Annotated in this window: 10 protein-coding genes; 2 read left to right on the forward strand and 8 right to left on the reverse strand. The window is 60.4% G+C overall.

The window, feature by feature from the left end:
• Positions 1-164 precede the first annotated feature (164 nt).
• The 6 genes from LAN61_15985 to tig form a co-directional block, all read right to left on the reverse strand.
• Positions 165-908, reverse strand: a complete 744-nt coding sequence (locus LAN61_15985; GenBank protein MBZ5542016.1) for a hypothetical protein — start codon at positions 906-908, stop codon at positions 165-167.
• Between the two features lie 802 nt (positions 909-1710).
• Positions 1711-2964, reverse strand: a complete 1254-nt coding sequence (rho, locus tag LAN61_15990; GenBank protein ID MBZ5542017.1) for a transcription termination factor Rho — start codon at positions 2962-2964, stop codon at positions 1711-1713.
• 220 nt (positions 2965-3184) lie between these two features.
• Positions 3185-5590: an endopeptidase La gene (gene lon, locus LAN61_15995; GenBank protein ID MBZ5542018.1), complete on the reverse strand. Its 2406-nt coding sequence runs from the start codon at positions 5588-5590 to the stop codon at positions 3185-3187.
• Between the two features lie 39 nt (positions 5591-5629).
• A complete protein-coding gene (gene clpX / locus LAN61_16000) occupies positions 5630-6883 on the reverse strand; it encodes an ATP-dependent Clp protease ATP-binding subunit ClpX (GenBank protein ID MBZ5542019.1) in 1254 nt (417 codons plus the stop codon).
• A gap of 149 nt (positions 6884-7032) precedes the next feature.
• Complete coding sequence (locus LAN61_16005; GenBank protein ID MBZ5542020.1) at positions 7033-7605, reverse strand: ATP-dependent Clp protease proteolytic subunit; 573 nt, start codon at positions 7603-7605, stop codon at positions 7033-7035.
• Between the two features lie 93 nt (positions 7606-7698).
• The gene (gene tig, locus LAN61_16010; GenBank protein ID MBZ5542021.1) at positions 7699-8985 is read right to left on the reverse strand and encodes a trigger factor; all 1287 of its coding nucleotides are present in this window, start codon (positions 8983-8985) and stop codon (positions 7699-7701) included.
• 422 nt (positions 8986-9407) lie between these two features.
• On the opposite strand from tig, the gene LAN61_16015 reads away from it, so the two are divergent.
• Both LAN61_16015 and purU read left to right on the forward strand, forming a co-directional pair.
• Entirely contained in the window at positions 9408-10022 is a 615-nt protein-coding gene (locus LAN61_16015) for a hypothetical protein (GenBank protein ID MBZ5542022.1), read from the forward strand.
• 772 nt (positions 10023-10794) lie between these two features.
• On the forward strand, positions 10795-11649 hold the full coding sequence (gene purU / locus LAN61_16020; GenBank protein MBZ5542023.1) for a formyltetrahydrofolate deformylase: 855 nt from the start codon (positions 10795-10797) through the stop codon (positions 11647-11649).
• Positions 11650-11740: 91 nt separating this feature from the next.
• On the opposite strand, the gene LAN61_16025 is transcribed toward purU, so the two are convergent.
• Together LAN61_16025 and LAN61_16030 are read right to left on the reverse strand one after the other, a co-directional pair.
• Entirely contained in the window at positions 11741-12859 is a 1119-nt protein-coding gene (locus tag LAN61_16025; protein ID MBZ5542024.1) for an aromatic ring-hydroxylating dioxygenase subunit alpha, read from the reverse strand.
• 168 nt (positions 12860-13027) lie between these two features.
• Positions 13028-13531 carry a universal stress protein gene (locus LAN61_16030; GenBank protein MBZ5542025.1) on the reverse strand — a complete coding sequence of 168 codons (504 nt, stop codon included), beginning with the start codon at positions 13529-13531 and terminating at the stop codon, positions 13028-13030.
• Between the last annotated feature and the right edge of the window lie 151 nt (positions 13532-13682).

Below are 13682 nucleotides of genomic sequence, written 5' to 3' on the forward strand. Positions count from 1 at the left end.
AAGTCCCCATTGACATGCTTATCGGATAAGTGGTTTTTACTTGTCCGATAAGCCAACTACGCGTCCACTGAGAGGGGAGCTTCTTGCGACCAACCTCATCTATTTGACTGATCGGAGATTTCCAGCCTCTGCCCGTTGACTAGATGCAAATCAGCAAAACACGGTCAATGCTTAACGATGAGGACTGTTACTCCCGGCGCGCTCTCCAGATCGTGTTTGAATTCCGCCTCGTCCCGTATCACTCCAATGTCGTACACAACGTAGAGTTGTCGGTCGTAACGATTGCTGTACATGCGGATGTCCGCGTTAATCTCATCCACGATGGCCTTCAGCTTCTCAGAAGTTTTGATGAGTTTGACCTCAAGGCAAAGTTTAAAGTCCGGAAAAACAAAATCTGGAATAGATTCCTTGCCAGAAGTCTTCACGCGGCCCGTTTCTCGGTCGTAGGACAGGCCCTTGGCCATGCCTCTACCAACAAGAAGCGTCTCTATGCTGTTTTGAATATCCACTTCCCTTTCGGGCGTGCCATACACAGCTTTGCGCAGATTGTCCCGTATAAAGGCTGTTAGCCTATGCGTTTCGTCTTCGGCATAACCGATCTCACCTTCTAGCGTCGACTTGAGTAGGAGAACGCTGGAATGCGCTTGGTCGAAGTAGCTTTTTTGCTGAATACCAATTGTGTCCCCATGGCCGGGTATCCTGCTCAGGTCGAAGCCGTAGATTTGGGGTCCTGCTGGTAGGAGAGGTACTGCTTCATTGGCCAAGTCATTATACTTAGCAATGAAGGTCCTATAGCTACTGTACTTCCAAACGTCGTCAGGACGTGCCGAGCTAATGCTGTAACGCATCGCCTCAATGAGTGCGTTAACCTTGCTTAGCAATCGCCGTAACTGTTCTTTTCGCTCCATTGCGTGTGCATCATATCAAGGCCATGAAGGCCCTTCCATTCAAGCGGAAGTCCTTGTTACCAGGGAATACACCAGAACATGTCACGAGTTGAGCTTCAATCCATTACCCGGCTCAAATTCGATGCAAGCTAACTCCTGATAAACGCAGCATTAACCGGACAAATGGAATTTTCAAAGCCGCGTCCGGGGTGGCATAAACAGGGGGATGTATTCACTTACCCCGAAATTAAATTGACTGGATGGTACCCTAGCCGTATACTTAGTTTGTTTCAAGCGCGGAGGAGAAGGGAAGTCCACTCTCTTGTCCGCGCAACCCGCCCGCAGGCTGATATCCTTCCCAGGTAACCACTGTACAAACGTCCGCGCCCCACACCCTTTCCTGCAACCCCTTCAGAATCTGCAGTTACGCACTCTTTCGCATCAATCTCAATCTGCGCCGCTTAAAGCTCTTTTGTTTGATACTCTTGCGCATTCTTCAAAAGAGCAGTATCCGCTAAGTCTTTCAGATTCAAATACAACCGCACTCTTTGCGAAAAACAACGGGGGTGGGGGTAGGGGGTCCGTCCATAATCCTCGACCAATACTTGAAGTTCTTGCTCTATCTCCGCAAGTGCGCAGAGGGAAAGCAGCTTCGCGGCGGTTCGGGAGTTGCTGGCGATCAAACGGAGACGGCTTCCACGCGCTGGATGGCCGCAAAATACCACGCCATAGCCTTCAGTTCGGGGAAACCGATCCTCGGGGAAACGTTTCGGAACGTTTCCCCGCCGGCGGGTTCGCAGCGCGCGGATCAAAAAAAGACAGTTTAGGTTGGGGCGGACATGGAGCCGAGGAACTCGCCATTGGACTTGGTCTTGGTCAGGCGGCTGAGGAGCAGTTCCATGGCTTCCACGGTGGAGAGCGGGCTGAGCACTTTGCGCAGCACCCAGATGCGGCTGAGCTCGTCGGGCGGGAGCAGGATTTCGTCCTTGCGCGTGCCGGAGCGCTGGATGTCGATGGCCGGAAAGACGCGCTTGTCGGAGAGGCGGCGGTCCAGGTTGATCTCCATGTTGCCGGTGCCCTTGAACTCCTCGAAGATGACGTCGTCCATGCGGCTGCCGGTGTCGATGAGGGCGGTGGCGATGATGGTCAGCGAGCCGCCTTCCTCGATGTTGCGCGCGGCGGCGAAGAAGCGCCGGGGGCGCTGCAGGGCGTTGGCGTCAATACCGCCGGAAAGGACTTTTCCGGAAGGCGGGGTGACGGAGTTATAGGCGCGCGCCAGGCGGGTGACGGAGTCCAGGAGGATGACCACGTCGCGCTTGTGCTCGACCAGGCGCTTGGCCTTTTCCAGGACCATTTCCGCGACCTGCACGTGGCGCTGCGGAGCTTCGTCGAAGGTGGAGCTGATGACCTCGCCCTTCACGGTGCGCTGCATGTCCGTGACTTCCTCGGGCCGCTCGTCAATGAGGAGCACGATGAGGGCGACTTCCGGATGATTGGTGGTGATGGAATTGGCGATGGACTGCAGCATCATGGTCTTGCCGGTGCGCGGCGGGGCCACGATCAGGCCGCGCTGGCCCTTGCCCACCGGGCAGAGCAGGTCGAGGACGCGCCCGGTCAGGTTTTCCTTGGTGGTCTCCATCTTCAGGCGGCCCTGGGGATAGAGCGGGGTCAGGTTGTCGAAGAAAATCTTGCTGCGGGCCACTTCGGGGTCCTCGAAATTGACCGCTTCCACCTTGATCAGCGCGAAGTAGCGCTCGCCGTCCTTGGGCGGGCGCACCTGGCCGGAGACGGTGTCCCCGGTGCGCAGGTCGAACTTGCGGATCTGCGAGGGCGAGACGTAGATATCGTCCGGCCCGGGGAGATAGTTGTATTCCGGGGCGCGGAGAAAGCCGAAGCCGTCCGGGAGGCATTCCAGCACGCCTTCGGAGAAGATCAGGCCGTTCTTCTCGGTCTGCGCGCGGAGGATCTGGAAGATCAGCTCCTGCTTGCGCATGCCCGAGGCGCCGGGGATGTTCAGCTCCTTGGCGACTTTCGCCAGGTCCGCTATGTTCTGTTCTTTCAGTTCCGCAAGACTAATGCTCATGTACTTGTTTCCTTCGTGAGTTTCTGAATACCGGGATTTACCGATGAAAGCCTAGAAATTCCGGATTGTTTCCAAGGCGGCGCACCGCACTGGCGGATGAAAACTTCTTACCCGGCCAGGATGGGCAAACCAGATTCCCTGCCACTGGTCGCAGCGCCGGACCCCGCAAACCCCTGCGGCCCGCAAGGCGGACCGGGTCCGAACCGGACGCTGCTTAGTTGGTCAAACTCGAGTCTTTGTCGGCGACGGCGGTAAACGTCTCCGCTACGGGCGCGACGGCGGCATGTTCCGGAAGCACGATGGGCCGCTCGAGCGCAATCTGCAGCACTTCATCCATGGTCTCGACAAGCTGAATCGTGAGACTGGAGAGGATCTCCTGGGGGATGTCCGCCAGGTCCTTCTCATTGTCCTTCGGAAGCACGATGGTACGCAAGCCCATTCGGTGGGCGGCCAGGAGTTTTTCCTTGACCCCGCCGATGGGCAGAACCTTGCCGCGCAGGGTGATTTCCCCGGTCATGGCCAGGTCGCAGCGCACCGGAATCTTGGTGAGCGCGCTGACCATGGAAGTGCAGATGGTGATGCCCGCGGAGGGGCCGTCCTTGGGGATGGCGCCTTCCGGCACGTGCACGTGAATCTCGAGATTGCGGTAAAAATCCTTGGGCAGGCCGAACTGCGCGGTGCGCGAGCGGATGTAGCTCATGGCCGCCTGCGCCGATTCCTGCATGACGTCGCCGAGCTTTCCGGTGAGCGTCAGGCGTCCTTTGCCTTCCATCAGCGTGGTTTCCGTGGACAGCACGCAGCCGCCGACTTCCGTCCAAGCCAGGCCGGTGGTCAAGCCGACCTCGTTTTCCTTGCCCGCCCAGATTTCACGGAACTTCAGGATGCCGAGGAATTCGCCGGCGTTTTCCGGGGTGATCTCGATACTGACGGCGGCGCCGCCGGTGACGACCTTGCGGGCCACCTTGCGCGTGATGTTGTGGATCTCGCGCTCCAGGCTGCGCACCCCGGCTTCATGGGTGTAGTGGCGGATGATGTGCAGGAGTCCCTCGTCGGTATACTTCAGGTTTTTTTCGGCCACGCCGCAGGCTTTGCGCGCCTTGCGGACCAGGTAGCGCTTGGCGATCTCCAGCTTTTCCTGCTCGGTGTAACCGGGGAGGCGCAGGATCTCCATGCGGTCCTGCAGGGGCTGGGGGATGGTGTGCAGCACGTTGGCGGTGCACACGAACATCACTTTGGAGAGGTCGTATTCCACGTCGAGGTAGTGATCCACGAAAGCGTGGTTGAGCTCCGGATCCAGGACTTCCATCAGCGCGGAGGAGGGGTCGCCGCGGAAGTCGGTGGACATCTTGTCCACTTCGTCCAGCACGAAGATGGGATTGGTGGTGCCGGCCTTCTTCATCATCTGGATGATCTGGCCGGGGAGCGCGCCGATGTAGGTGCGCCGGTGCCCGCGGATTTCGGCTTCATCGCGCACTCCGCCGAGCGAGACGCGCACGAACTTGCGACCCGTGGCCCGCCCGATGGAGGTGGCCAGAGAGGTCTTGCCCACGCCCGGAGGCCCCACAAAACACAGGATCGAGCCCTTGGGATTCTTCACCAACTGGCGCACCGCGAGAAATTCGAGGATGCGCTCCTTGACCTTGTCCAGGCCATAGTGCTCATCGTTGAGGATCTTCTCCGCGGCGGCGATGTCGCGGATCTCCTTGGAGCGCTTCTTCCAGGGCACGGCGAGGAGCCAGTCCAGATAGTTGCGGCTGACGGTGGATTCCGCGGACATCGGGGGCATTAGCTCCAGGCGCTTGAGCTCCTGCACGGCCTTTTCATGGACGTCCTTGGGCATGCCCGCGGCGTCGATCTTCTTTTTGAGCTCGTCGGTTTCGTTTTTCTCGCCGCGCCCGAGCTCCTTCTGGATGGCCTTGAGCTTTTCGTTGAGGTAGTACTCTTTCTGGGCCCGCTCCATCTGGCGCTTGACGCGGGTGTTGATGTTGCGGTCCACGTTGAGCTTCTCGATTTCGATTTCCAGGATGTCCGTGAGGCGGTTGAGGCGCTCGAGGGGGTCCACGGTCTCCAGGAGGTCCTGCTTCTCGTCGACGGGGAGCTGCAGGTTGGCGGCGATGGTGTCGGCGAGGCGCGAAGGATCTTCCACGCGGGCGGCGGCGATCATGGTCTCGTAATTCATGCTCTGCGAAAGCTTGACGAACTGTTCGTACAGGGCGGTGATCTTCTGCACGGTCTGATCGGTCTGCGGGGAAGGCTCGACGCGGGCCGTCAGCAGGCGCAGATTGGCGCGGAAGAAGCCCTCTTCGCCGGTGACCGAAAGCGAGCGGGCGCGCTCGACGCCCTCGACCAGCACCTTGATGTTGCCGTCGGGCAGTTTCACGCTCTGGACGATATTGGCGAGCGTGCCCACGGCGTAGATCTCGTCGGGCTTGGGGTCATCCACCGAGGCGTCGTGCTGCGTGGCCAGGAAGATCTTCTTGTCGCCGACCAGCGCCTCTTCGAGCGCGCGCACCGAGGCTTCCCGCCCCACGATGAACGGGGTCATCTGCTGCGGGAAGATGACCATATCGCGCACCGGCATCATGGGTACGCGCTTCATATCTTTTTCGCGGTTGAACATAGGGCCCCTGAACTTCTCTCAGCGCCTGGAAAGCCGGCCTCAGCCGGCCTTTTCCAGCAAGCTCCAGTTGATTTCGTGGGTGCGCACCATCTCCGCGGTGACCACGAAGTCGCGCAACTTGCGCTGCATCGGCAGGTGATACATCAATTCCAGCATCAGGTCTTCCAGGATCATGCGCAGGCCGCGCGCGCCGACCTTGCGCTGCAGGGCCATGTCGGCGACCGTTTCGAGGGCGTCGTCGGTGAAGCGCAGGCGCACATTTTCGAATTCGAACAGCCGCTGGTACTGCTTCAGCAGGGCGTTCTTCGGCTCGGTGAGGATGCGTACCAGGGCATTCTTGTCCAGATCGTTCATCACCCCCACCACCGGGAGGCGCCCGACGAATTCCGGAATCAGGCCGTAGCGGATGAGGTCCACCGGCTGCACGTGCTCGAGAATTTCGGTGTTGCGGCGCTGCGGCGTCGAGGGAGTGGCGTCGGTATGGAAACCCAGCGAGCGGCGCCCGGAGCGCTTCTCGATGACCTTTTCGAGCCCCACGAACGCGCCCCCGCAGAGGAACAGGATATTCGTGGTATCCACCGGCGTGAATTCCTGGTGGGGATGCTTGCGGCCGCCCTGCGGCGGCACGTTGGCGATCGTGCCTTCCAGTATCTTGAGCAGCGCCTGCTGCACGCCCTCGCCGGAAACGTCCCGGGTGATGGAGGGGTTCTCGTCCTTTTTGGCGATCTTGTCGATCTCGTCGATATAAATGATGCCCTGCTGGGCCTTCTGCACGTCGCCGTCGGCGTTCTGCAGCAGCTTCAAAATGATATTTTCCACGTCCTCGCCGACGTAGCCCGCTTCGGTGAGCGTCGTGGCGTCCACGATGGCGAAGGGCACGTCCAGCATGCGCGACAGGGTCTGCGCCAGCAGGGTCTTGCCCGTGCCCGTGGGACCGATGAGCAGGATGTTGGACTTCGTCAGCTCGATCTCGCCCGGCTGCTTGTTCAGGAAGATGCGCTTGTAGTGGTTGTACACCGCCACGGCCAGCTTCTTCTTCGAGCGGTCCTGGCCGATCACGTAGCCGTCCAGAAACTGCTTGATCTCCGGGGGGCGGGGCAGGCGCTTGGCGGGGGCCGCCGCGGTCTGCTCCTTCTTCTCGTCCTCGAGGATGGTCTGGCAGACGTTCACGCACTCATTGCAGATATAGGCGCGCGGGTAGTCGGACGGAGAGCTGATCAGCTTTTCCACCTGCTCCTGCGTCTTATGGCAGAAGGAACAGCGCAAGGGCTCGTCTGGATTAAATTTTTTCACCGGCGTGATGGCCTCATGAAATCTTCGCCGCGGCGAAGTTTTACTTTCCTTAGTCTAGGCCGAATTTTCTCCGAGCGCGAACGAGAAACCCCGGAACGCTACTAACTGATTGAGCATCGCGCGGGGACGGCGGCGGGCCCGGCAGGCGCCTAGCGCTGCTTGTAAATGATGTCGTCAATGAGCCCGTATTCCTTGGCCTGCGCCGCGGTCATGATGAAATCGCGCTCCACGTCCTTCTCGATGCGCTCCAGGGGCTGCCCGCTGTGGTGCGCCAGCAGCTTGTTCAGGGTATCGCGCATGCGCACGATCTCCTTGGCGTGGATGTCGATGTCCGTGGCCTGTCCGCCCAGGCCGGAGATCCACGGCTGGTGAATCAGGATGCGCGCGTTGGGCAGCGCGAAACGCTTTTTCGGCGCGCCGCCGGCCAGCAGCACCGCCGCGATGGAGGCCGCCTGGCCCACGCAGGTGGTGACCACGTCCGGCTTGACGAACTGCATGGTGTCGTAGATGGCCAGCCCCGCGGTAATCGAGCCGCCCGGGGAATTGATGTACAGCTGGATGTCCTTCTCGGGATCCTCGGCCTGCAGGAAGAGCATCTGCGCCGCCGCCAGGTTGGCCACATGGTCGTCAATCGGCGTCCCGATGAAGATGATGTGTTCCTTCAGGAGGCGGGAAAAGATGTCATAGGCGCGCTCGCCCCGGCTGGTCTGCTCGACCACCATGGGTACGAGGGTTGTGCCGTGATAGGAAGGTCCGTCGTAATTTTTCATGGTATGGAAAATTGCGCTCGCAGGATCCGGATTCGCCCTGCTTCCTTATTTTGCTTCGGTTGCGGCTGCGGCGACCGTCCGAATGCGGGCATTCTGCGCGAGCCAGTCAAGAGTTTTGTCACTTCGCAGCTTGGCTTTCATCCTATCGAGCGACCCCTGCTTTGTCAACCGAGCGCGGATGGCCTCCGCCGATTCGCCGCTGTGTCCGGCGAGGTGTTCGATCTCCGCGTCGACGTCCGCTTCGCTCACGTCGATCTTTTCCTCCGATGCGATGCGGTCCACGATCAGCTCCGCCTTCACGTCGTCGCTGGCGCGCTCCTGCTGGCGCTTGCGCAAGGACACCCAGTCCAGATTGACGGCCCGCGGATCCACGCCCTGGGAGGCCAGCGAGCGCACCACGCGTTCCAACCGCACGTCCATCTGGTGCTCGACCAGGGCCTCCGGCACCGGGAAGTCGTGCCGCTTGACCAGGGCGGCCAGCAGCTTCTCGTGCACCTGCTCCTTCTTGCGGTGGTCGCGCGCCTCTTCCATGCGCTTGCGGATGTCCGCGCGCAGTTCGTCGAGGGTTTTCAGGTCGCTCACGTCCTTGACGAATTCGTCGTTCAGCTCCGGCAGCTTCTTGGTCTTCAGCCCCAGCACGTCCACGGCGTAGCGATAGGTTTTGCCCACCAGCTTGGCGTCCGGGTAGTCCGCCGGATAGACCACCTCGAACTCCTTGTGGTCCCCGGCGTTCACGCCCTGCAGATTTTCGTTGAATGCTTCGAGCGTCTCTTCCGCGCCCAGGTGGCACAGCACGCGCTCCGCCTCGATGGGCTCGCCTTCGCCAGCCGGCGTGCCGTGCAGCTTCATCTCCACGAAATCATTTTTCTCCGCCGGGCGCCCCTCCACCGGAGCGAACGTGGAGGCGCGTTCGCGCATCTCCTCCAGCGTCTTGGCCACGTTGTCGTCCGTGACGTTCATCTCCTCGACTTCGACCTCCAGGCCCTTATATTCGGCCAGCGCGAAGTCCGGCATCACTTCGAAGCTGGCGCGAAACTTCAGCGGGCCGCCCTCGGCGTAATCCAGCTTGTCCACCTGCGGCTGCGAGACCGGGGTCAGCTTCTGCTCCGCCACCGCCCGCTCCACGTGCTCCGGCACCAGCGACTGCAGTACTTCGCCCTTGATGTCCTCGGCGAAGCGCCGGCGGATCAGCGACAGCGGCGCCTTTCCGGGCCGGAAGCCCGGCACGCGGGCCACCCGCGCCAGTTCGCGGGCCACCTTCTCGGCCGCCTTCTGCACCTCTTCGGCGGGCACTTCCAGTTCCAATTCGCGGCGGCAGCTTGCTTCGCTCATTCGTCTTCCTTGTCTGGTGTGGCGCCGGGCTGGCCCGGGCGCTCTTCACGCTGGAAATAGATCCTCGCGCTGACTTGGGTTGCACACTGCGTCGCGCCTTCACTGCTTGGGACGCTTCCGAAAGTGGCAGGAAAAGGCCAACCGGCGAGAAAGCAACGCGAAGTTTAAGTATAGGGCAGGCCTCGCGGACCGTCAACGGCGCCGGGGGATGGGAGATAGAGCTTTCTGAAACTGCCCTCCCCCTGCGCCGAACCGCCCCCTGCAGCTCGGCGCAGGGGGCGGTTCGGCGCGCCATACTGGAGACCGGCCCCCTGTTTCTGGCCACAGCCCTGAGGCTGGCTTGACACCAGAGGGTGGCTGGCATATGGTTTTGCGCAAAGATAAGGTTGAAATCGGAAGTTCCGGTTAAATGGCCGGAAATCATGTTTGATAAGGTCCGACTTGAAGAACTGCTACGCTTCGTATTCTCTGGGGGTGTGTTCCTCATAGCGCTGTTCCTCACTGGTCCATCCTTTCAGAGGGATGCACTAAAAATAAAGGGAATCGGAGACGCAACCGTGCTCGTTGGTCTCGTGATGCTCCTTGGAAGCCTGATCTACACCTTGAACCGCGCCCTCACATTCCCCCTCACTATCTTTCCTCTTGCACTGACCTTGCCGGCCTTGTTCCGCGTATACCCGTTTGAGAAGCGGTTTTGGGTGCCTTTCCAAATGTCCGAACTCGAGCGGCACATGGAAGATATGCGGTACGGTCTGCGGGAGAGGAAAGACGTTCTCTACTCGGTATGGAATGATTGGGGAACCCAAGTCCATTTCTTGTATTCCTGCTCGCTGGCAATTCTCTTGGCCCTAATCTGGGGCGGCCAATTCGAGGGACACGCGCACCGGAAGCTGCTGCTCTTTACTGCGGTGGTGTTCTATTTAGGTGGATTGGTGCATCACGTCCGCTTGCTTTACAGTATCAATGTGGTATGGAAAGACGAGATAAATCGAAAACTTTCGAAAAACCCTACGCCCACCGAAACACAATCTCGCTAATTCCAGTCTAAAGTTGCGCGGTAACGGGCCACTGATAAAATGCGCCGCCAGCAAAATGGTCAGAGAAATTGTGTGAACTGAAGCTTGCTCATGATTCGCGCAGGGGGTCCAAGGAATGGACCCAAACCGAACAGCCCTACTGGGCCCGCTGTTTCTGGCCCACCACCGCGCGGCAGGGGGATGGCCTGAGTGCAAGGCCGCTCCCGCCGCTGAGGAGCTAACGCGTAGCTAGTCCCCGGTCGGAAATCTCTAGCTCCCCTCATTCTCCTCATCCCATTCAACTAGCATGTATTCCAACAAAGCAGTTTCTAGAGCACCTCCCAAAGCCACCGCAGCCATAAACTAATCCCTTCCTGATCCCAACTTGTCGGCCTGACTTTGGTAGAACTTGAGGAGCAAATTGACTTCGTCCCCGTGTTTTGTTCCTGTCAAATGGCCCATCTTCATTCCTCCGGCATGGATTCCAAAAAGGTTTTATTCTAGATTCTAGTCGCCATGGTCTTGAGATCGACTTCAGCTACTCGCCGCTCCCTTACGACTGCTCAATCTTTCTTTGCGAACAAGATAATAATGGGTTTCATTTTCGGCGCTGAGCATTTTTACCCACGTGGAACCACTGCTTAGATGTGAAATGCAATGCGAGTGGCAGACGAAGAAGAGGGCAGTTTAAAAACCGCCTATCTCCTATCCCATCAACAGCACCGGAGTTTTGGACGGTTTCCCTGCGGGGCGGCGGTTTCAGGTACAATCTGTATTTTTGCGGGAGATGCAGGTGAAAAACAGCGCCATTCTTCTCGTGCAGTGTCCGGACCGCAAAGGTCTCGACGCCACGCTTGCCGATTTCGTCTACCGCCATGACGGCAACGTGCTGCATTTCGAGCAGCACGTGGCCGCCGAGGTGGGCCTGTTCCTGGCGCGCATCGAATGGGACCTCGCCGGCTTCCAGATGGATTTGAAGGACTTTCCGCGCCTGTTTGCCCCGGTCGCCGAGCGCTTCCAGATAAAGTGGGAGCTGGCGCTTTCCGCACACCGGCCGCGCGTGGCCCTGTTCGTCTCCAAGTACGACCACTGCCTGGTCGATCTGCTCTACCGCTGGCACAGCGGAGAGCTGCGCTGCGAGATCCCGCTGATCATCAGCAACCATCCCGAAGCCAAGCGCCACGCCGATTTCTACCACATCCCCTATCACGTCATCCCGGTGAGCAGGGAGAACAAGCCCGAAGCCGAGCGCCGGGAGCACGAACTCCTCGGCGAGCACGGCATCGAACTGGTCGTCCTGGCCCGCTACATGCAGGTGCTCTCCGCGGATTTCATCCGCCACTATCCCCAGCGCATCATCAATATCCACCACTCCTTCCTCCCGGCCTTCGTCGGCGCCCGGCCGCACCAGCAGGCCTTCGAGCGCGGCGTGAAGCTCATCGGGGCCACCGCCCACTATGTCACCGAAGTCCTCGACGACGGCCCGATCATCGAGCAGGGGGTCACGCGCATCTCGCACCGCGACGCGCTCGAAGACCTGGTGCAGAAGGGGCGGGACCTCGAAAAAGTGGTCCTCTCCCGCGCCGTCGCCTGGCACCTGGAAAACCGCATCCTGCTCTACGGCAACAAAACGGTGATTTTCGATTAAAGATAAAGTGGGAAATTGGAAGGGTGAAAAAGTTCAAACGTTGGAGCGCGGAAGGATGTCCCGTCGCGACGGCAGGTTTCCTCCGACCCTATTACTCCTGCGCATTCCCCTGCAATAGATCCGCATGCAGCAGGCGGTGAAAGAGATGCTCCCCTGCTTCGCGGCGCACCGAGAGCCGGCCCGCGACGTAGGCGCGCGAACCCAGCCCGCGCTGCACCGCGTCGCAGATGGCCATGTCCTCGTCCTGGACTTTTTCGCTCACCGCGATGCTCTGGCGCTTGTGCTCCTCCGCGGCTGGGCTGGTGTCCGCGAAGTAATAGTCAAAGACCACCGCGCAGCGGTCTACCGCCAGCGGCAGCACCAGGTTAGTGTCCATCACTCCCGCGTAGGCGTTGATCATGAAGTTCGGATACACCCAAAGGTAGAAGGCCCGGCCCTGGCGCGTCGCGGAAACCGCCGTTTCCGATCCCGCGTCCGCAGAGAGCGGGCTGGACTGCAGGCAGCAGCGCTCGTAATTCTCAATGGTGTACTGCGGGTAGTCGATCACACTGCTCAGGCCTTTGTGCGCGTGCGGCACGTGGTAGCCGCCGTCGAGGTAATTGTCCACGTACACCTTCCAGTTGCAGTGCAGGGTGTACACGCGGCGGTCGAAGAAGCGCAGCTTCTGGGCCAGCTCGAGCGGCGCGGTCAGGGCCACGGCCTGGCCCAGAAACTCCGCCAGCGGCGGCGCGCTCCCGCCGAGGTTCACGAAGACGAAGCCCTCCCAGGTGTCCACGCGCACAGGCACCAGCCCGTTCTTCGCGCGATCGAAATCGCACACGCCCTCGAATTCCACCATGCCCTTCAGCGCCCCGTCATTCGCGTAGGTCCAACCGTGATACGGGCAGCGAAACTGCTTCGCGCAGCCCTGGGCCTCGGTCACCACCGCCGCCGCATGGTGGCGGCACACGTTGTAGAACGCGCGCAGTTGCCCGTCCTCGCCGCGCGCCACCACGAGCGGCTCTCCGGCCACATCCGCGGTGAAAAACTGGCCCTTCCCGCGCACCTGCTCCGCCCGCCCGGCCACCTGCCAGCCCGCGCGGAAGACGCTCTGGCGCTCCAGCCCGGCGATGCGCGCATCGAAGTACCACGGCGCGGGAATCGTCCACGCGCGCTCCAGGGGAGCGGCCGGATTGTACAGATAGAGGATCTCGCGAACGCTGCGCTCCATGAACCGCACCTCGGCTTGCACGTCTGGCGAGCCCGCGCGAGCGGGCTCGCAGAGGAGTTCATACTCCGAAACGATAATTCTGCATAGGAAAAATAGAAAAGGGAAGGGCTCGGGAAGCCCCGCAGGCAATTCTTCGCTTACTTTTGCAACTCTTCGACGTCTTCTCGCTCAGCGTCCGCTGGCCAGGCGCACGACCTGCACCGAACAGGGCGCATGGCGCACCACGAATTCCGCCACGCTCCCCAGCAGGAAGCGCTGCACGCCGCGCCGGCCGTGCGAGCCGATCACAATGAGCCCGGCATGCCAGGCCGCCGCCGCATCGATGATCTTCTCCCGGATGTCGCCTTTCTCCACCGCCGCTTCCACCTTAAAACCGGCCGCGCGCAGGGTCTGTGCCGTGCGCTCCACGAGCTCCCGCGCCTGCTTCTCCTGCGCTTCCAGTTCCGATGGATCCAGGAGCGCGATTAAGTCTCCCGACTTCACCTGCGTCCCTTCCTCCACCAGCAGCTTCAGAATCCGCCCCTGAATCTGCGAGCTCACCACGATCTGGTTCGCATCCACTGTCCCCACCAGCACCAGGTCATCCCCGCTTGGCGTAGAGAAGAAGTAGTACCCCGAAGCAATCGCCACGATGATTCCCAGCAAAATCAAAAATTTGATCCGAGCACTCATCACCAATCTCCTAAGATCCCGGCTCTAGAGGTAATCGAGAGGGTGCCCCGTTCTAGTCGCTCCGATTTGTGGAGCGACTAGGGCGGGGCTTTTTCGTGCGCACCATCACCGCCCTCTGTTTGATCCCCACTCCCATCACGGCCGCCGCGCC

The sequence above is a fragment of the Terriglobia bacterium genome (assembly GCA_020072785.1).
In the GTDB taxonomy this organism is placed as follows: Bacteria; Acidobacteriota; Terriglobia; order Acidiferrales; family UBA7541; genus Acidiferrum.